This window comes from Pseudonocardia ammonioxydans (genome assembly GCF_900115005.1).
Classification (GTDB): domain Bacteria; phylum Actinomycetota; class Actinomycetes; order Mycobacteriales; family Pseudonocardiaceae; genus Pseudonocardia; species Pseudonocardia ammonioxydans.
This window is the reverse complement of record NZ_FOUY01000045.1, coordinates 13,828-33,118: the sequence shown is the minus strand read 5'-3', so window position 1 is coordinate 33,118 and position 19,291 is coordinate 13,828. Positions and strand designations below refer to the sequence as shown.

At 74.6% G+C, this 19,291-nt stretch carries 17 protein-coding genes; 10 read left to right on the top strand and 7 right to left on the bottom strand.

The window, feature by feature from the left end:
• Window positions 1–41 precede the first annotated feature (41 nt).
• Genes narI through BM093_RS28570 form a run of 4 tightly spaced genes read right to left on the bottom strand, consistent with a single transcriptional unit; the run spans window position 42 to window position 6,885 of the window.
• The gene (gene narI / locus BM093_RS28585; RefSeq protein WP_093353293.1) at window positions 42–773 is read right to left on the bottom strand and encodes a respiratory nitrate reductase subunit gamma; all 732 of its coding nucleotides are present in this window, start codon (window positions 771–773) and stop codon (window positions 42–44) included.
• Window positions 770–1,414: a nitrate reductase molybdenum cofactor assembly chaperone gene (gene narJ, locus BM093_RS28580; RefSeq protein WP_093353288.1), complete on the bottom strand. Its 645-nt coding sequence runs from the start codon at window positions 1,412–1,414 to the stop codon at window positions 770–772. Before narJ ends, narI begins: the two co-directional genes overlap by 4 nt.
• A complete protein-coding gene (gene narH / locus BM093_RS28575) occupies window positions 1,411–3,159 on the bottom strand; it encodes a nitrate reductase subunit beta (protein ID WP_093353283.1) in 1,749 nt (582 codons plus the stop codon). The genes narJ and narH overlap by 4 nt, the downstream gene beginning before the upstream one ends.
• The gene (locus tag BM093_RS28570) at window positions 3,160–6,885 is read right to left on the bottom strand and encodes a nitrate reductase subunit alpha (RefSeq protein WP_093353278.1); all 3,726 of its coding nucleotides are present in this window, start codon (window positions 6,883–6,885) and stop codon (window positions 3,160–3,162) included. It abuts the gene before it with no gap.
• A gap of 256 nt (window positions 6,886–7,141) precedes the next feature.
• Between BM093_RS28570 and BM093_RS28565 the strand changes: the two genes are divergently transcribed.
• Window positions 7,142–8,368, top strand: a complete 1,227-nt coding sequence (locus tag BM093_RS28565) for an MFS transporter (RefSeq protein ID WP_093353360.1) — start codon at window positions 7,142–7,144, stop codon at window positions 8,366–8,368.
• A gap of 135 nt (window positions 8,369–8,503) precedes the next feature.
• The gene (locus tag BM093_RS28560; RefSeq protein WP_093353273.1) at window positions 8,504–9,133 is read left to right on the top strand and encodes a DedA family protein; all 630 of its coding nucleotides are present in this window, start codon (window positions 8,504–8,506) and stop codon (window positions 9,131–9,133) included.
• Window positions 9,134–9,144: 11 nt separating this feature from the next.
• Here BM093_RS28560 and glgX read toward each other — a convergent pair whose 3' ends face one another.
• Window positions 9,145–11,169 carry a glycogen debranching protein GlgX gene (gene glgX, locus BM093_RS28555; protein ID WP_093353356.1) on the bottom strand — a complete coding sequence of 675 codons (2,025 nt, stop codon included), beginning with the start codon at window positions 11,167–11,169 and terminating at the stop codon, window positions 9,145–9,147.
• Between the two features lie 127 nt (window positions 11,170–11,296).
• Between glgX and BM093_RS28550 the strand changes: the two genes are divergently transcribed.
• The 7 genes from BM093_RS28550 to BM093_RS28520 all read left to right on the top strand — a co-directional run bounded on the left by BM093_RS28550 (window position 11,297) and on the right by BM093_RS28520 (window position 17,178).
• The gene (locus BM093_RS28550) at window positions 11,297–12,067 is read left to right on the top strand and encodes an ABC transporter ATP-binding protein (protein WP_093353352.1); all 771 of its coding nucleotides are present in this window, start codon (window positions 11,297–11,299) and stop codon (window positions 12,065–12,067) included.
• 40 nt (window positions 12,068–12,107) lie between these two features.
• Window positions 12,108–12,887: an enoyl-CoA hydratase/isomerase family protein gene (locus BM093_RS28545; RefSeq protein WP_093353269.1), complete on the top strand. Its 780-nt coding sequence runs from the start codon at window positions 12,108–12,110 to the stop codon at window positions 12,885–12,887.
• A gap of 48 nt (window positions 12,888–12,935) precedes the next feature.
• Window positions 12,936–13,892 carry a class I SAM-dependent methyltransferase gene (locus BM093_RS28540; protein WP_093353266.1) on the top strand — a complete coding sequence of 319 codons (957 nt, stop codon included), beginning with the start codon at window positions 12,936–12,938 and terminating at the stop codon, window positions 13,890–13,892.
• 16 nt (window positions 13,893–13,908) lie between these two features.
• Entirely contained in the window at window positions 13,909–15,093 is a 1,185-nt protein-coding gene (macS, locus tag BM093_RS28535) for a MacS family sensor histidine kinase (RefSeq protein WP_093353261.1), read from the top strand.
• Between the two features lie 32 nt (window positions 15,094–15,125).
• The gene (locus tag BM093_RS28530) at window positions 15,126–15,764 is read left to right on the top strand and encodes a response regulator (protein ID WP_093353347.1); all 639 of its coding nucleotides are present in this window, start codon (window positions 15,126–15,128) and stop codon (window positions 15,762–15,764) included.
• Window positions 15,765–15,872: 108 nt separating this feature from the next.
• Window positions 15,873–16,478: a DedA family protein gene (locus BM093_RS28525; protein ID WP_177238758.1), complete on the top strand. Its 606-nt coding sequence runs from the start codon at window positions 15,873–15,875 to the stop codon at window positions 16,476–16,478.
• Window positions 16,479–16,560: 82 nt separating this feature from the next.
• The gene (locus tag BM093_RS28520; protein WP_177238757.1) at window positions 16,561–17,178 is read left to right on the top strand and encodes a helix-turn-helix transcriptional regulator; all 618 of its coding nucleotides are present in this window, start codon (window positions 16,561–16,563) and stop codon (window positions 17,176–17,178) included.
• On the opposite strand, the gene BM093_RS28515 is transcribed toward BM093_RS28520, so the two are convergent.
• Complete coding sequence (locus tag BM093_RS28515) at window positions 17,151–18,113, bottom strand: nucleoside hydrolase (RefSeq protein ID WP_093353248.1); 963 nt, start codon at window positions 18,111–18,113, stop codon at window positions 17,151–17,153. The two genes, BM093_RS28520 and BM093_RS28515, sit on opposite strands and share 28 nt — an antisense overlap.
• 9 nt (window positions 18,114–18,122) lie before the next feature.
• Window positions 18,123–18,326 carry a hypothetical protein gene (locus tag BM093_RS28510; RefSeq protein ID WP_093353244.1) on the bottom strand — a complete coding sequence of 68 codons (204 nt, stop codon included), beginning with the start codon at window positions 18,324–18,326 and terminating at the stop codon, window positions 18,123–18,125.
• A 121-nt stretch (window positions 18,327–18,447) separates the two neighbouring features.
• Between BM093_RS28510 and BM093_RS28505 the strand changes: the two genes are divergently transcribed.
• A complete protein-coding gene (locus tag BM093_RS28505) occupies window positions 18,448–19,155 on the top strand; it encodes an acyltransferase (protein WP_245773862.1) in 708 nt (235 codons plus the stop codon).
• Window positions 19,156–19,291 lie beyond the last annotated feature (136 nt).

Below are 19,291 nucleotides of genomic sequence, written 5' to 3'. Positions count from 1 at the left end.
TGCCCGGCACCGAGCTCGCGCCGGGCCTGCCGGGCGTGCGCTCAGACCCGTTCCCACCCCCGTCGCGCCGGACGTGCGGCCGGCCCGCCCGCCCGGCTGCGGTAGACGATGTAGGGCCGGAACAGGTACTGCAGCGGCGCGGTGAAGGCGTGCACGAGCCGGGTGAACGGCCAGATCACGAACAGCGCCATCCCGATCAACGTGTGCACGTGGAACCCGGTCGACGCCGCCGCCATCGAGGCGATGTCCGGCTGCAGCACGAACAGCGAGCGGAACCAGGGCGAGACCGACGCCCGGTAGTCGTGCCCCTCGCCGCCCGCCGCGCCCAGCAGCGTCGTGGCCAGCCCGGCCACGATCGCGGCGACCAGCACCACGTACATGACCTTGTCGTTGCGGGTGGTCGCGGAGAACACCGGCCCGGTGGTGCGCCGCCGGTAGATCAGGATCGCGATCCCGGCCAGCGTGCTGAACCCGGCGATCCCGCCGAGCACCAGCGCCTGCACGTGGTAGGCCTCCTGGGTGACCCCGACCGCGGCCGTCCACGACGCCGGGATCACCAGCCCGATCACGTGCCCGACGATCACCACCAGAAGTCCGAAGTGGAACAGCGGGCTGCCGATCCGGAGCAGCCGCGACTCGTGCAGCTCCGAGGAGCGGGTGGTCCAGCCGAACCGGTCGTAGCGGTAGCGCCAGATCGTGCCGCCGACGAGGACCACCACCATCACGTACGGCAGCACGCCCCAGAGCAGGACGTCGATCCAGTTCGTGGTCATGACGCACCTCCGGCGGGGGTGAACGGCGCGAGCTCCAGGCCGACCTGCTCGCGCGGCGGCCCGGACCGGGCCATCGCCCGCGCCGCGGCGACGTCGCGCGGGGACGGGCCCGGCAGCAGCGCGCACAGCGCCTCCACCGGTGCCGCGTACGGCGTCCCGGCGTCGAGCAGGGCCAGCCGAAGCAGCTCCAGGCCGGGCCGGTGCTCCTGCAGCAGGGCCAGCCCGTCGGCGAGGTCGGCGGTGGCCGCGTACTCGCAGACGACCGGCAGGTAGTCGGGCAGCTCGCCGCCGGCCAGCTCGAACCCGGCCGCGTGGTAGCGCGCCTGGACCGCGGCCAGCGACGCGCCCCGGCGACGGGTCTCGCCATCGGTCCACCAGGTCAGGTAGGGGCAGCACCGGCGCCGGGTGTCGAACACCGAGGTGTGGTGGGCCGCGGCCCGGATCGGCGCGGTGGCGTCGGCGACGTCGAGGAAGTGGGTGAGCCGTTCGGCCGGCCGGCCGAACGGCAGCTCGGCGACGGCCGCGCGCACCAGCGGGAACAGGGCCAGCACCCGGGCGTCGGGGTGCTGCAGGCAGATCGAGACCCCCTGCAGCACGACGGCCTGGTCCCGGGCGGGCAGCGCGGCAGGCGTGGCCCTCATCGGGCGTCCCCCGCCGGTCCGTCCCCGTCGTCCGGTGGGGGAGACCCGTTCCCGTCGCGGGCCCGCTCGGCGGCGGTCCGCCGGGGTGGGAACAGACCCTCCGGGCGCCCGCGGCCGTCCCAGTTGAGCAGGTTCACCCGGCCCCGGCGGCTCTCGGTGTCGCCGAAGTCGTCGGCGGTCTGCCGGTCGGCCAGCGCGTGGAAGGTCTCCACCGACACCGGGACCGGGCGGCCCGAGGCCTCCCCGAACGGCGGCCCGCCGTCGGGGCCCTCGCCCCCCATCCCGGGTCCGCCCTCGAAGTCCAGCGAGCAGGCGAGCTCCTCGAGCTGGTGCGCCTCGCCCTCGTACGCGGTCGGGATGACGTAGCGCTCGTCGTACTTGGCGATCGCCAGCAGCCGGTACATCTCCATGATCTGCGCGCCGTCCATCCCGACGGCGGCCGGGATCGACTCGTCGACCTCCCGGCCCAGCGTCACGTCGCGCATGAACGCGCGCATCGCGGCGAGCGTGTTGAGCACGTCGCGCACCGGCTCCGGGTCGCCCGCGGTGAACAGCTCGGCCAGGTACTCGACCGGGATCCGCAACGCGTCGACCGCGCCGAACAGGTTGGCCGCCGACTCGCCGTCGTGCCCCGTCTCGGTGAGCCGGTCGACCACCGGGGACAGCGGCGGGACGTACCAGACCATCGGCATCGTGCGGAACTCCGGATGCAGCGGCAGCGCCACCCGGTACTCCTTGGCCAGCTTGTACACCGGCGAGCGCTGGGCGGCGGCGATCCAGTCCTCGGGGATGCCCTCGCGGCGGGCCGCGCGGACGACGTCGGGGTCGGCCGGGTCCAGCAGGATGTCGAGCTGGGCCTCGTAGAGGTCCTGCTCGTCGGGCACCGCGGCGGCCTCGCCGACCCGGTCGACGTCGTAGAGGAACAGCCCGATGTAGCGCAGCCGCCCGACGCAGGTCTCCGAGCACACCGTCGGCAGCCCCACCTCCACCCGCGGGTAGCAGAACGTGCACTTCTCGGCCTTGCCGGTGCGGTGGTTGAAGTACACCTTCTTGTACGGGCAGCCGGTCACGCACATCCGCCAGCCCCGGCACTGGTCCTGGTCGACGAGCACGATGCCGTCCTCGGCGCGCTTGTACATCGCCCCGGACGGGCAGGAGGCCACGCACGACGGGTTCAGGCAGTGCTCGCAGATCCGCGGCAGGAAGAACATGAACGCGCGCTCGTAGTCGAGCTTGACCGCGTCCTCGGACTCGCGGCGCAGCTTCTCCACGACCGGGTCCTGCGCGCCGACCTCGGGGCCGCCGCCGAGGTCGTCGTCCCAGTTGGCGCTCCACTCGACCTGCATCGGCTCGCCGGTGAGCAGCGAGCGCGGCTGCGCGACCGGGAAGTCGTCGCCGAGCGGGGCCTCGGTGAGCGTCTCGTAGTCGTAGGTCCAGGGCTCGTAGTAGTCGGAGATGTGCGGCAGCACCGGGTTGGCGAAGATCGTCGCGAGCTTGCGCCAGCGGCCACCGGCCCGCAGCTGCAGCCGTCCGCGCCGGTTGCGGACCCAGCCGCCGCGCCAGCGTTCCTGGTCGGCGTAGCGGCGCGGGTAGCCCTGCCCGGGCCGGGTCTCGACGTTGTTGAACCAGACGTACTCGACGCCGCCGCGGTTGGTCCACGCCTGCTTGCAGGTGACCGAGCAGGTGTGGCACCCGATGCACTTGTCCAGGTTCATGACCATGCCGATCTGGGCCATCACGCGCATTTAGTACTCCACCTCCTGGGAGCGACGGCGGATCACGGTGACCTCGTCGCGCTGGTTCCCGGTCGGACCGAGGTAGTTGAAGGCGAACGACAGCTGGGCGTAGCCGCCGATGAGGTGGGTGGGTTTGACGAGGATGCGGGTCAGCGAGTTGTGGATCCCGCCGCGGGTGCCGGTGGTCTCGGTGATCGGGACGTTCACCACCCGCTCCTGGGCGTGGTAGACGAACGCGGTGCCCGCGGGCATCCGGTGGCTGACGATCGCGCGCAGTGCCATCACCCCGTTGCGGTTGACCGCCTCGACCCAGTCGTTGTCCCGCACACCGATCGCCCCGGCATCCTCGACCGACATCCACACCACCGGACCGCCGCGGGACAGCGAGAGCATGAACAGGTTGTCCTGGTACTCGGAGTGGATCGACCACTTCGAGTGCGGTGTCAGATAGCGGACGACGACCGAGCGGCCGTCGGTCTCGCCGACCGCGCCCTCGCCGAACAGCGCCCGCATGTTCAGCGGCACCCGGTAGAGCGGCAGCATCTCGCCGAACTCGCGCATCCACTCGTGGTCGAGCAGGAAGTGCATCCGCCCGGTCAGCGTGTGCCAGGGCTTGCGCCGCTCGACGTTGACGGTGAACGGGGCGTAGCGGCGCCCGCCGGTCTCGCTGCCCGACCACTCCGGGCTGGTGATCACCGGGACCGGGCGGGCCTGGGTGTCGGCGAAGTGGATGCGGCGTTCCTCGCTGCCCTCGGCGAGGTCGGCGAGGCGGGTGCCGGTGCGCCGCTCCAGCTCGCGGAAGCCCTGGGTGGCGAGCCGGCCGTTCGTGGTGCCGGAGAGCATCAGGATCGCCTCGGCCATCTTCGCCGAGGTGTCCAGGGCCGGGCGCCCGGCCGCGGCCCCCGAGGACATGACACCGTTCGCCGCGGCGAGCGCGGCGACCTCCTCGTCGGGGTGGTAGGTCAGCCCCTTGGTGACCAGGCCGAGTCGCTCGGTGAGCGGGCCGAGCGCGGCCATCTTGTCGGCGACGGCGCCGTAGTCCCGTTCGACGACGACGAAGTTCGGCATCGTCCGGCCCGGCACCGGGTCGCACTCGCCGCGGCTCCAGTCCCGCACGACCCCGCCGGGCTGCGCGGTCTCGCCGGGGGTGTCGTGCTGCAGCGGCACCGCGACCACGTCGCGGCGCACCCCGAGACGGGTGCGCGCGAGCTCGGAGAACCGCTGCGCGATCGCGGTGAACGCGTCGAAGTCGGTGCGCGACTCGAACGGCGGGTCGATCGCCGGGTTGAACGCGTGCACGAACGGGTGCATGTCGGTGGTGTTGAGGTCGTGCTTCTCGTACCAGGTGGCGGCCGGGAGCACGACGTCCGAGAGCAGCGTCGAGCTGGTCATCCGGAAGTCCAGCGACAGCAGCAGGTCCAGCTTGCCGCGCGGCGGCTCGCCGTCGCGCCAGGTCACGTCGCGGGGGCGCAGGTGCTCCGGGGTCTGCTCGGCGCGCACGTTGTCGTGCGTGCCGAGCAGGTGGCGCAGGAAGTACTCGTCGCCCTTGGCCGAGGAACCCAGCAGGTTCGCCCGCCACAGGGTCAGCACCCGGGGCCAGTTCTGCTCGGCGTCCGGATCCTCGATCGCGAACCGCAGCCGCCCGGCGGCCAGCTCCCCGGCGACGTGCGCGGCGGCGTCAGCCCCCTCCGGGACCTCGTCGGCGACGTCGAGCGGGTTGCGGTCGAACTGCGGGTACGACGGCATCCACCCCAGCCGGGCCGAGCGCGCGATCGTGTCGATGGTGTGCATCCCGGACAGCGCGCCGTCGGCCAGCGGGGAGGTCAGCGCGTCGGCCCGGTAGCCGTCGTAGCGCCACTGGTCGGTGTGCGTGTACCAGTACGCGGTGCCGATCATCTGGCGCGGCGGGCGCTGCCAGTCCGTGGCCGAGGCCATGGTCGCCCAGCCGGTCACCGGCCGGCACTTCTCCTGGCCGACGTAGTGCGCCCAGCCGCCGCCGTTGCGGCCCATCGCGCCGGTGAGCAGCAGCAGCGCCAGCACCGCGCGGTAGGTGGTGTCGCCGTGGAACCACTGGCAGATCCCGGCGCCCATCACGATCATCGTCCGGCCGCCGGACTCCTCGGCGTTGGTCGCCATCTCGCGGGCGATCCGGGTCGCGAGGGCGGCCGGCACCGAGGTGATCGGCTCCTGCCAGGCGGGGGTGTACGGCTCGGTGGCGTCGTCGTAGCCGGTGGGCCAGGTCCCGGGCAGCCCGTCGCGGGCGACGCCGTACTGGGCCAGCATCAGGTCGAACACCGTGGTCACGGTGTGCTCGCCGATCCGGGCGACCGGGACGCCGCGGTGCAGCACGCCCGGGGTGCCGTCGGCGGCGTCGAACCGGGGCAGCAGCACCTCGCACCCCTCGCCCGCGGTGCCGTACAGGCTCAGCCTCGGTTCGACGCCGCCGAGGTCGAGGTTCCAGCGGCCCTCGCCGGAACCGGTGTAGCGGAACCCGAGCGAACCGTTGGGCACCACCGGCTCGCCGGTGCGGTCGTCGAGCAGCACGGTCTTCCACTCGGCGCCCTCGCCCTGCTCACCCAGCGCGGCGGCGGTGAGGAACCGGCCGGGCACGTAGGCGCCGTCGCGGACCTCGAGGGTGACCAGGAACGGCAGGTCGGTGTGCCGGCCGACGTAGTCGGTGAAGAACGGGACCCGGCGCTCGACGAAGAACTCGGTCAGCAGCACGTGCCCCATCGCCATCGCCAGCGCGCCGTCCGTGCCGGGCTGGGCGGGCAGCCAGGTGTCGGCGAACTTGGTGTTGTCGGCGTAGTCGGGGGAGACGACGACGACCTTCTGCCCGCGGTAGCGCGCCTCGGCCATCCAGTGCGCGTCCGGGGTGCGGGTCACCGGCACGTTGGAGCCCCACATCAACAGGTAGGTGGCGTTCCACCAGTCCCCGGACTCGGGCACGTCGGTCTGGTCGCCGAACACCTGCGGCGAGGCCACCGGCAGGTCGGCGTACCAGTCGTAGAACGAGGTCATCGCCCCGCCGACCAGCTCCACGAACCGCGATCCGGCCGCGTGGCTGACCATCGACATGGCGGGGATCGGGGAGAAGCCGGCGATCCGGTCCGGGCCGTGGGTGCGGATCGTGTGCACGTGGGCGGCGGCGACGAGCTCGACGGCCTCGTCCCAGGAGACCCGTACGTGCCCGCCCTTGCCCCGGGCCGACTGGTAGCGCTGCCGCCGCTGCGGGTCGCCGGTGATCTCGGCCCAGGCGGCGACCGGGTCGCCGAGGCGGGCGCGGGCCTCGCGGTACATCTCGACCAGCACCCCGCGCGCGTACGGGTAGCGGACCCGGGTCGGGGAGTAGGTGTACCAGGAGAACGCCGCGCCGCGCGGGCAGCCGCGCGGCTCGTACTCGGGCGAGTCCGGGCCCACCGAGGGGTAGTCGGTCTCCTGGGTCTCCCAGGTGATGATCCCGTCCTTGACGTAGACCCGCCACGAGCAGGACCCGGTGCAGTTGACGCCGTGGGTGGAGCGGACGACCTTGTCGTGGCTCCACCGGTCCCGGTAGAAGACGTCGCCCTCGCGCCCGCCGCGGCGGAACTCGGCCCGCAGGTCCCCGGTGGACCGCCGGCGGCGCAGGAAGCTCCCGGCACGCAACAGGGCGTCGGCGGCGGGCCCGTCGGTGATCCCGGGACCCGCCGCCTGCCCGTCGCCCGTCGCCGCGTGCCGGCCGGTCGTGGCTCCCATGTGGACTCCGTCCTGCCGGCCCGGGCGGGGCCGGTGGTGGTGAGGTGCGTCACGGATCGGTGCGGAGACAGCCCATCCTGGACCGTCGCCACGTTTCGCGCGAGAGGTAGGCGTCAGCGGATCGTAAAAACGATCTCTGCAGGTGGGAAGGGCACAACGACCCTTGCGGCCCGGCCCGGCACGGAGCACGGTGGGTCGCCCCGCGGTGGTCGCCGTCCGGCCGCAGCCGCGCCGGAACGCAGGCGAGGAGGCCGAGATGACCGCACCGTCGGGGCGGGATCGTCCGCGGGCCGGCGCGTCCACACCGGGCGGTGCGGGCGCGAGCCCCGCCCTGATGCTGGCGCTGTCGACGGCCGGGTTCGTGCTGACGTTCTGGGCGTGGGCGCTGCTGTCCCCGCTCGGGGCGTCGCTGGGCGAGCACCTGCGGCTCACCTCGTTCGAGCAGTCGCTGGTGGTGGCGGTCCCGGTGGTGGTCGGCTCGCTGGGCCGGATCCCGGTCGGGGCACTGACCGACCGGCTCGGGGCCCGCCGGATGTTCCCCGCGCTGGCGCTGCTCACCGTCCTGCCGGTGCTCTACCTCGGGCACCTGGCCGACTCGCTGCCCGCGTACCTGGCCGGCGGGTTCTTCCTCGGGCTCGGCGGGACCACGTTCGCGATCGGGGTGCCGTTCGTGAACTCCTGGTACCCGCCGGAGCGGCGCGGCCTGGCGCTCGGGGTGTTCGGTGCCGGGATGGGCGGCACGGCGGTCTCGTCGTTCACCACCGTGGCCCTGGTCGAGGCGTTCGGCCGCACGTTCCCGTTCGACCTGGTCGCGGTGCTGCTCGTGGTCTACGCGGTGGTCGCGTACCTGCTGCTGCGCGACCGGGCGGACCGGCCGGTGCCGCAGGGCACCATGCTCGGCCGGCTGGGCACGGCGCTGCGGATGCCCGCCACCTGGCACCTGTCCTACCTGTACGCCATCGCGTTCGGCGGGTTCGTCGCGTTCAGCGTGTACCTGCCGACCGAGCTCATCAACGACTACGGCCTGGCCCGGGGCGACGCCGCCGTGCGGACCGCGGGGTTCGTGGTGCTGGCCGTGGTCATGCGCCCGGTCGGCGGCTGGCTGGCCGACCGGCTGCCCCCGGTGCGGGTGCTCGTCGCCGTCTTCGTCGCGGCCGCGCTGCTGGCGCTGCTGGCCGCCCTCAAGCTCCAGCTGCTGCCGGCGGGCACGGTGGCGTTCCTGCTGCTGGCCGCGGTGCTGGGGATCGGGACGGGCGCGGTGTTCGCGATGGTCGCGCGCACCGTCCCGGCCGAGCGGGTCGGCTCGGTGACCGGCGTGGTCGGGGCCGCGGGCGGCCTCGGCGGGTTCTTCCCGCCGCTGGTCATGGGCGCGGTCTACACCGTGACCGGCGGGTACGGGCTCGGGTTCGTGCTGCTCGCGGTCGCGGCGCTGCTGGCGGCGCTGCTCAGCGCCACGGCGGTCCGGCGGCTCGCGACGGCGTAGCCGACCCCGAGCCGATCTCAGGGGGGCGCGGTCGTTTCCCCGGGGTTCTCTCCGATCCGGGAACCGGGCGGGCCGACCTAGCGTCGTTCGCGGTCCGCCGGCGCGGCGGGCCGGACGACGTGGGGGGTCCGGCCGGTGTTCGAGAACCTGGTGACGACGATCGTCGCCTCGCCGTGGGCGGTCGTGGCGCTGCTCGCGCTGTGCACGCTCGACGGCTTCCTGCCGCCCGTGCCCAGCGAGTCCGTGCTGATCGCGCTGGCGACGCTGTCGGTCACCGGGGCGGGCCCGCCGGTGCTGCTGCTCGTGCTCGCCGGAGCGCTGGGGGCGTTCGCCGGTGACCAGATCGCCTACCGGCTCGGGTCCCGGGTCCCGATGGAGCGCTGGCCGTGGTTCCGGGGCCCGCGCGGGCGGCGCCGGGTGGAGCAGGTGCGCGCGACGCTGCGGCAGCGGGGCACCGCGCTGATCATCGCGGGGCGCTACGTCCCGGTCGGCCGGGTCGCGATCACGATGACGGCGGGTGCCACCGGCCACCCCCGGGGCCGGTTCCTGGCCGCGACGGCGCTGGCCGCGCCGGCCTGGGCCGGGTACTGCGTGCTGCTCGGGGTGGTGGCCGGGAGCGTGCTGCCGGTGCCCCCGCTCGTGGCGGCCGTGGCCGGGGTGCTGGGCGGCGTGCTGGTCGGGCTGCTCGCCGACCGGGCCGCGCGGTGGGTGCAGGAGCGCCGGGCGGCACGGCGGGCCCCGGAGGCCGTGCACGCGCCGCGGTGAGGCCGGGCCGGTCAGCGGCTGCGCAGCAGGCGTACCGACCGGGGCGGGAGGACCAGCGTGGCCCCCGCCCCGACCGGTGCGGGGTCGGCGGGCACGCCGTCGGCGGTCGTGGAGTCGAGCACCGGGTCGAAGCCGGCCGGCCCGGGCGGCAGCACGCAGTCCACCGGCTCGGTGCCGGCGTGCAACAGCAGCAGCCAGTAGTCAGCCAGCAGCACCACCAGGGTCCGCCGGCCGCCGTCGTGCCAGTCCTGCGGCTCCATCGGCCGCCCGGACGGGTCCCACCAGAGGACCTCGCCGTCGACGTAGAACTGATCGCGGTGCAGCACCGGCGACTCGCGGCGCAGCGCGGTGAGCCGGGCGGTGAACGCCTCCATCGCCGCGGTCTCGTCGGTGGCGCTCCAGTCCACCCAGGACGTCTCGTCGTCGCGGCAGTAGGGGTTGTTGTTGCCGCCCTGGGTACGCCAGCGCTCGTCCCCGCCGGTGATCATCGGGGTGCCGATGGACAGCAGCAGGGTCGCCATCATCGCCCGGGCGGTGGCGAGCCGGGCGCCGCGGATCCCGGCGTCGTCGGTCTCGCCCTCGGCGCCGAGGTTCTGCGAGCGGTTGTCGTCGGTGCCGTCCCGGCCGCCCTCGCCGTTGCCCTCGTTGTGCTTGCGCTCGTAGGAGACCAGGTCGCGCAGGGTGAACCCGTCGTGCGCGGTCACGAAGTTGACCGAGGCCCACGGCCGCCGCCCGGACAGCCGGTAGATGTCGGAGCTGCCGGTCAGCCTCGACGCCAGCTCGGCGACGCCGCCGTGCCCGCGCCAGAAGTCGCGCACGGCGTCGCGGTAGCGGCCGTTCCACTCCGACCAGGCGACGCCGAACCCGCCGACCCGGTAGCCCTCGCCGGTCGCGTCCCACGGCTCGGCGATCAGTTTGCAGGTCGACAGCGTCGGGTCCTGGGCGATCGCGGTCAGCAGCGCCGAGTCCGGGGAGAACGGGCCCGAGTGCGGCCGCCCGAGCACCGAGGCGAGGTCGATGCGGAACCCGTCGACCCCGTAGGCGTGCACCCAGTGCCGCATCGCGTCGCAGACCAGCCGGATCACCGTCGGTGAGCCGGCGTCGAGGGTGTTGCCGGTGCCGGTGATGTCGGCGTCGTGCCCGGCCCCGCCGAGCGAGTAGTACGCCGGTGCGTCCAGTCCGCGGTAGGACAGCGTGGTGCCGCCGACCCCGCCCTCGCAGGTGTGGTTGGGGACGATGTCGCAGATGACCTCGATCCCGGCCGCGTGCAGCGCGTCGACCAGATAGCGGAACTCGGCGGCCTCGTTGCCCGCCACGGCGGCGTAGCCCGGGTGCGGGGCGAGGAAACCGAGGGTGGCGTAGCCCCAGTAGTTCGTCGCGCCCCGTTCCAGCAGCGGCGGTTCGGGCGCGCTGGCCTGCACCGGCAGCAGCTCCACGGCGGTCACCCCGGTCCGCTGCAGCTGCGCGATCACCGCGGGGTGGGCCAGGCCGAGGTAGCTGCCCCGGTGTGCCTCGGGCACCTCCGGGTGCAGCCGGGTCCAGCCCCGCACGTGGAGCTCCGAGATCACCGTTTCCGACCAGGGCACGTCCGGGCGCGGCGGGCGGCTGCCGGTGTCCGCGGGGGTGACCACCGACAGCGGCACCGAGCCCAGCGAGTCGACCCGGCTCGGCTGCCCCGACATCGGGTCGCCGTGCCAGCCCCGGGCGGCGACGACGTCGGTGACCCGGCCGGTGATCCGCGTCGCGTAGGGGTCGACGAGCAGCTTGGCCGGGTTGGCCCGCAGGCCGTCGAACGGCCGGTACGGCCCGTGCACCCGGTAGCCGTAGCGCTGGCCGGGCCTCACCCCGGGCACGTGCCCGTGCCAGACCCCGAAGGTGTGCTCGGCCAGCTCGACGCGGCGCTCGGTCAGGGCGCCGGGACCGCCGTCCTCCGGACCGTCCACGAGGCACACCTCGACCATCTCCGCGCTGGTCGAGGCGACGGCGAAGCGGGTCCCGTGGTCGTCGGGGTGGGCACCGAGCGGGAAGACAGGCACGATCGGCCAGGATAGGGGGGTGACTGCGTCCCGTACCTCGCCCGCGCCCGGTGTCACACCCACCGACGTCACCCCGGTCGACACCCCGGTCGACACCCCGGTCGATTCCGAGGACCTCGTGATCGGGATGGACGGCGCCACCGTCCGCCGTGGCCCCAGCACGCTGCTCGACGCCGTGACCTGGCGGGTCGAGCTCGACGAACGCTGGGTGGTGCTCGGCCCGAACGGCGCGGGCAAGACGACCCTGCTCCGCCTCGCCGGGGCCGAGCTGCACCCGACCTCCGGGGTCGTGCACGTGCTCGGCGAGCGGATGGGCCGGGTGAACGTCTTCGAGCTGCGCCCGCGGATCGGCCTGACCTCGGCCAACCTCGGCATCCGGATCCCCGGCGACGAGAAGGTGGCCGACGTCGTCGTCTCCGCGGGCTACGGGGTGCTGGGCCGCTGGCGCGAGGAGTACGAGAACACCGACACCGGCCGCGCCCGGGAGCTGCTCGAGCAGCTCGGGATGGGTGCGCTCGCCGACCGCGCCTACGGCACCCTCTCCGAGGGCGAGCGCAAGCGCACCCTGATCGCCCGGGCGCTGATGACCGACCCGGAGCTGCTCCTGCTCGACGAGCCGGCCGCCGGGCTGGACCTGGGCGGGCGCGAGGACCTGGTCGCCCGGCTGGCCGACCTGGCGGCGGACCCGTACGCGCCGGCGTCGGTGCTGGTCACCCACCACGTCGAGGAGATCCCGCCCGGGTACACGCACGGGATGCTGCTGCGCGAGGGCCGGGTGGTCGCGGCCGGCCTGCTCGACGACGTCATGACCGACGAGCCGCTGTCGGAGACCTTCGGGCTGCCGCTGACCGTCGAGCGCCGCGCCGGCGGCCGGTTCACCGCCTACCGGCGGGCATGATCACACCACCGGCCCCGGGGCGGGCGGTTATGGTCCGCGCGTGACCGAATTCGTGAGCCTGTCCGTGGACGAGGGCGTCGGGACGATCCGGATCGACCGCCCGCCGATGAACGCCCTGAACCGTCAGATCCAGGGGGAGCTCCTGGAGGTCGCCGACGAGGCGACGACGCGTGCCGACGTGCGCGCCGTCGTCGTGTACGGCGGGGAGAAGACCTTCGCCGCCGGCGCCGACGTCAAGGAGATGGCGTCGATGTCCTACTCGGACATGGCGCCGCAGGCCCGCAAGCTCTCCGCCGGGCTGGGCGCGATCTCGACCATCCCGAAGCCGACCGTGGCCGCGGTGACCGGCTACGCCCTCGGCGGCGGGCTCGAGGTCGCCCTCGGCGCCGACCGCCGGATCGCCGGGGACAACGCCAAGCTCGGCTTCCCCGAGATCCTGCTGGGCATCTTCCCCGGCGGTGGCGGCACGCAGCGTGCCGCGCGGCTGATCGGCGCCCCGCGCACCAAGGACCTGATCTACACCGGCCGGATGGTCGGCGCCGAGGAGGCGCTGGCGATCGGTCTGGTCGACGAGATCGTCGGCGCCGACGAGGTCTACACGCGCGCCGTGGCGTGGGCCGCGCAGTTCACGACGGGGCCGGCGCTGGCCTACGCGGCGGCGAAGAAGGCGATCGACAACGGGCTCGACACCGACCTGCGCACCGGCCTGGACATCGAGTCCGAGCTGTTCGCCGGGGTGTTCGCGAGCGACGACGCGTCGACCGGCATGGCCTCGTTCGTGGAGAACGGTCCGGGCAAGGCCACCTTCACCGGCCGCTGAGCCGGGCGCTGAGCCGGGCCTGTTCAGGGCTCTGCGAAACTCCTACTCATGAGTTCGGACCCGGTGCCCACCCCGCACGCATCCGCCGAGCAGGTCGAGGCGGCCTGGCACGACCCGAAACTCGCCAACGTCCTCTACCACGACTGGGAGGCGGGCACCTACGACGAGAAGTGGTCGATCAGCTACGACGAGCGCTGCATCGACTACGCCGTCGGCCGGTTCCGCATCGCCGCACCGTGGGACGGGCGCCCCTACCTGCGGGCGCTGGAGCTGGGCAGCGGCACCGGGTTCTTCCTGCTCAACCTCATGCAGGCCGGGGTGGCCGAGCGGGGCGTGGTCACCGACCTGTCGCCGGGCATGGTCGAGGCCGCGACCCGCAACGCGGCCGGGCTCGGGCTCGACGTCGAGGGTCGGGTCGTCGACGGTGAGCACATCCCGTTCCCGGACGACAGCTTCGACCTCGTCGTCGGGCACGCCGTGCTGCACCACATCCCCGACGTCGGGGCCGCGCTGCGCGAGGTGTACCGGGTGCTGGAGCCGGGCGGGCGGTTCGTGTTCGCCGGGGAGCCGACGACCGTCGGCGACGCCTACGCCCGCACACTCGGCCGGTGGACGTGGAAGGCGACCACGACCCTCACGAAGCTCCCGGCCCTGCAGGGGTGGCGGCGTCCGCAGCACGAGCTCGACGAGTCGTCCCGGGCCGCCGCGCTGGAGTCGGTCGTGGACATCCACACGTTCGACCCGTCCGACCTGGAGCACACCGCCCGCGCGGCAGGCTTCGACGGGGTGCGGGCGAGCAGCGAGGAGTTCTCCGCGGCGATGCTGGGCTGGCCGGTGCGCACGTTCGAGGCCGCCGTCCCGCCCGGGAAGCTCGGCTGGAACTGGGCGATGTTCGCCTACCACGGCTGGCAGCGGCTGTCCTGGGTGGACGAGCACCTGCTGGCGCGGGTCGTGCCGCGCGGCTGGTTCTACAACGCACTGATCACCGGCACGAAGCCGCGCTGACGGCCCGACCGGTCCGATGACGAGCCTTCCGGAACGGGCCCGCTCACGTGCCCAGGGCGCGACACTCGTCGACATGGAGCACCCGCTGGAGCCGTTCTGGCGCGGGATCATCGCCTACCGGCTCCTGACCCTGCTCACCGTCGTCGGCGTGACCGTCTACCACCTGCCCGGCGGCTACGAGCGCCCGGCGGCGGCGGTCGGGGTGCTGCTGGTGATGGCGGTGTGGACGGCCGTCACGTCCTGGGGCTACCTGGGCGGTCTGCCCGGCGCCCCCGACGGTCGCGCCCGGCTCGCGGTCGCCGACCTGCTCGTCTGCGTCGCGACGATGGCCACGACCCCGTGGATCGTCCGCGCGGCGCACCTGGACGACGGCGGTCCCGGCATGGGCTCGATCTGGACCTCGGGCGCGGTGCTGGCGTGTGCGGTCGCGTTCCGCATCCGCGGCGGGCTGCTCGCCGCGCTGGCGATCTCGGCGGCCCTCGTGCTGTCCAAGCAGCGGTTCGGTGTGCTCGAGCTCGGCGACATCCAGCTGCTGGTGCTGGCCGGGCTGACCGTCGGGTTCGCCTCGCACGTGCTGGAGCGCACCGCGGCCCGGCTGCGCCGGCTCACCGCCGAGCAGGCCGCCGCCGGCGAGCGCGAGCGGCTCACCCGCTCCATCCACGACGGCGTGCTGCAGGTCCTCGCGCACGTCCAGCGGCGCGGGGCCGAGATCGGCGGCGACGCGACCGAGCTCGGGGTGCTCGCCGGCGAGCAGGAGACGGCGCTGCGGGCGTTGCTGGCCGGGCCGGGCACGACCGACGCCCGCGGCCGGCGCGACCTCGCCGCGGCCCTGCGGATCCTCGCCTCGGACCGGGTGACGGTGTCGGCACCGGGCCGCCCGGTCGAGCTCGCCGCGCCGGTGGTCGACGAGGTGGAGGGCGCGGTGCGCGCGGCGCTGGCGAACGTGGCCCAGCACGCCGGGGCGGGGGCCCGGGCCTGGGTGCTGGTCGAGGAGCTGCCCGGCACCCTGGAGGTCAGCGTCCGAGACGACGGCCCGGGCATCCCCGAGGGGCGCCTCGCCGAGGCCGAGGCCCAGGGCCGGCTCGGGGTGTCGCGCTCGATCCGCGGCCGGGTCGAGGAGATCGGTGGGACGCTGAGGCTGGACACCGGTCCGGAGATCGGGACTGAATGGGTCATCGCACTCGAACGGGGGCAGAGGTGACCGGACAGAACAGCGACGGCGCGATCCGCGTGATGGTCGTCGACGACCATCCGATCTGGCGCGAGGGCGTGGCCCGGGACCTGACCGAGCGCGGGCTCGACGTCGTCGCGACCGCCCCGGACGCCCCGGCCGCGGTGCGGATCGCCACCGCCGTGCGGCCCGACGTCGTCCTGATGGACCTCAACCTCGGCCCGACCTCCGGGGTGGACGCGATCGCCGAGATCGCCCGGACCAGCCCGGACAGCCGGGTGCTGGTCCTGTCGGCCTCCGGCGAGCACGCCGACGTCCTGGAGGCGGTCAAGGCGGGCGCGCTCGGCTACCTGGTGAAGTCGGCGGGGGTCGACGAGCTGCTGGAGGCGATCCGGCGGACCGCACGCGGGGTCGCCGTGTTCACCCCCGGACTCGCCGGGCTGGTGCTCGGCGAGTACCGGCGCCTGGCCGAGGCCCCCAAGCTGGCCGACGGCGCGCCCGCGGTGCCCGCCCTGACCGAGCGCGAGACCGAGGTGCTGCGGCTGGTCGCGAAGGGCATGACGGCCAAGCAGATCGCCGCGAAGCTCGTCGTCTCGCACCGGACCGTCGAGAGCCACGTGCAGAACACGCTGCGCAAGCTGCAGCTGCACAACCGCAGCCAGCTGGTCCGCTACGCGATCGAGCAGGGCCTGGCGGACTGACCGGGCCCCGGGTCACGGTCGGGTCACGACGGCAAGCACACTCGGTCACGCCGCTTCCCCGCCGGCCCCGGACCACCACCGCCCACGATGCGCCTGCCGGAGACGCCCGTGACCGACCCGTCCGCGCTGATCGGGTACGGGCTGGACAGCCCGTGGCTGCTGCCGCTGCTCACCCTCGCCGTCATCTGCGACGGCCCGATGCCGTTCCTGCCCAGCGAGCCGGTGCTGTTCAGCGCGACCGCCTCGGCACTGGCCGACGGGGACCGCTGGCGGCTCGCCGGGCTGTTCGGCGCGACACTGCTCGGGTCGCTGCTCGGTGACGGGCTGCTCTACGGGGCGGGCCGGTCCTCGCACTCGGTGCTGCGCGGCGCCCGGCGCGACGACGGGGTGGGCGCCTGGGTCCGCCGGCACCTGCACCGCCGTCCGATCCTCGCGCTGGTCGCGGCCCGGCTGGTGCCCGGTGGCCGGCTGGCGAGCGTGAGCGCGGCCGGACGGGTGCGGCTGCCACTGTCCGCGTTCCTGCCCGCGACGCTGCTCGCCTCGTTCGTCTGGACCAGCTGGATGACCGGGATCGGGATGCTCGTCGGGCCGTTCACCCGGGGCGACCCCCTGCTGTCGGTGCTCGCCGGGCTCCTGCTCGCCGTGCTCGTGGCGGGCACCGCCGGCGTCGCGCGCCGGATCGTGCGGGCCCGCCGCGGTGTCGCGGTCGCCTGACGGTCCGCCGGCCTTGCCATCGCCCGGCGGGATGGCAAAGCTGAACCCGTCCGGGTGGATCGGGGGACGGGGGAACCGGGACGTGCGCGAGGACGATCGTGGCCGGGCCGGCGTCGTGGTGGTGGGGGAGACGATCGCCCCGTCCGGGGCGCGGGTCCTCGGCCGGATACCGCTCGGCGCGCCCGACGCGGTCGCCGCGGCCGTCGTCCGGCTGGCACCGGCGCTGGTGCTGGTCGACCTCACCGGACCCCGCGACGCGGGACCGGCCGCGATCGAGGCGCTGCTGACCCGCGCGCCGGACCTCCCGGTCCTCGCCGTGGCGGCCCCGGGCGCCGACCACGTCCTGGTGCTCGACGCCGTCCGGGCCGGAGCCACCGGCGTCGCGACGACCGTGGACCCGGCCGAGCTGGCGGACCTCGCCGCGGCCGCGGCCGCGGGACGCCCGGCGTTCTCACCCGGGCTGGCCGCGGTCGTGCTGGAGTCGGTGGTGCAGTCCGCGGCGGCGGTGCCCGAGCTCAGCCCGCGCGAGTCCGAGGTGCTGCGGCTGGTCGTCGAGGGCCTGACCGCCAAGCAGGTCGCGGCCCGGCTGGTGCTCTCGCCGCGCACCGTGGAGAACCACGTGCAGCGGCTGCTGCGCAAGTTCGACGTGCCCGGGCGGGGTGCGCTCGTGCGCTACGCGATCGAGCACGGGCTGGCCTGAGGACGCCCGGACAGGCGGGCCAGTACCGCGTCCAGCACGGCCGGGACGTCCGGTGCGGAGAGCACGTCGACGGCCGGGGACGGCGCCTCGGGCACCCGGTACGGGATGGTCGCGCCGCGGGCCGGGCCGAACCCGGTGTCCACGACCAGCGGGACCGGGGTCGCGGCCAGCGAACCGGGCGCGACGCACTCCAGCAGCGCGGTCGCGTCGTGCAGCGCGACGGCGTCGCGGCCGTACCGGCCCCGGTAGTAGCCGTGGTACGGCGCGATCATCGCCGCCAGCTCGGCGCCCACCGGGTCCGCGCCGGCCAGCTCCGCGATCCACTCGGGCCCCGCGGCGCAGCCCAGCGTCGTCTCGAGCGGGACGAGCGCGACCGGGACCCGGTCCTGGGTGAGGACGCGGTGCGCGGCCTCCGGGTCGGCGTGCACGTTGAACTCGGCGGCGCCGGTGATGTTGCCGCCGCCGATCGCGCCGCCCATCACGACGATCCGCTCGATCCGCTCGGCCAGGCCGGGGTGGGTCGCCAGCAGCAGCGCGGTGTCGGTGAGCGGGCCGATCGAGGCGATCGTGACCGGCTCGTCGGCCTCCTCGAGCACCCGGGCCATCAGCGCGATCCCGGAGCCGGGCAGCGGGGTCACCGGGTCCGGCAGCTGCGCGGCGCGCCCGCCGAGGCCGTCGACGCCGTGCACGTGCCCGGCCCGCTGTTCGCGCCGGTGCACCAGCGGGCGGTCGGCGCCGGTCCCGAGCGGGACGTCGGTGCGCCCGGTCAGGGCCAGCACCCGTCCGGCGTTGTCCAGCGTGCGCTCCAGCGCGACGTTGCCGAACGCCGCGACCACCGCCCGGACGTCGACCTCGGGGCTGCGCAGCGCCAGGACGAGCGCGACGGCGTCGTCCACGCCCGGGTCGGTGTCGATGATCAACGGGCGGGGGCGCACGCCCGCAGCCTATTCGCTGCGGGTGGGCTCGTCGTCGTCCTCGGCGTCGAGCTCGCGGGCGGCGGCCGTGGTCGCGCCGGAGTCGTCGGTGGACCCGGCCGGGCGCGGGTTGCCTGCGTGGTCGCGGTCGTCGCGCACGGTGCCTGCGCCGCCGGAGGTCAGCTCGTCGGTGCCGACGTCGACACCGCCGTCGGGCTCGCGGGGTTCGGTCACGATGGTGCTCTCCCGGGGTCGGTCGGTCGGGCAGCCGGCCGGTCGAGCAGCTGGCTGTTCGTCGGCCGGTGGCACGGAGGTACCCGCGGGATGCCGCGGGCACACGCCTAGGCTCGGTGCCGTGAGAGCGCCGTCCGACCCGGAGCAGGCCCGGCTGTGCACGCCGGCCACGCTGCGCTGGATCCTGCGGAACCGGGCGTTCACCCCCTGGTACCTGCTGCGCTACTGGCGGCTGCTGGTGCTGCGCCTGCGGTACCCGCACGTGGTGCTGCGCGGCATGGTCTTCCTCGGCAAGAACGTCACGATCGAGGCGCGCCCGGGCTTCGGCCGCCTCGAGATCGGCCGCTGGGTGCACATCGGTGACGGGACGGCACTGCGCTGCCACGAGGGCTCGATGCGGATCGGCGACAAGGTCGTCTTCGGCCGGAACAACACGCTCAACTGCTACCTCGACGTCGAGGTGGGCGGGTCGACGCTGGTCGCGGACTGGGTCTACGTCACCGACTTCGACCACCGGACCGAGGACGTGCACCGGCCGATCAAGGACCAGGGCATCGTGAAATCCCCGGTGCGGATCGGCGAGGGCTGCTGGCTCGGGGTGAAGACGTCGGTGCTGCGCGGCACCCGGATCGGCTCCGGTGTGGTCCTCGGCGCCCACGCCGTGGCCCGCGGGGACATCCCCGACGACGCGATCGCCGTCGGGACGCCGGCCCGGGTGGTGCGGGACCGGCGCGCGGACTACGAGGCCGCCGCCGCCGAGCGCGCCGCCGTCGCCGACATGGCCCGCAAGGCCGACCGGGCCCTGCAGGCGCGCCTGGACCGCGCCTGACGCTCCCGGCCGGGGCGCCGCCTCGCCGCCCCGCCGCCCGCGCACGCTGCTGCGCAGCCGGGCCGCGCCCGAGTGCTCCCGGGGGCACCCTCGGGGCGCAGGGCGCTACGGGGGTGCCCCTGGCGGCGTCGGTGGG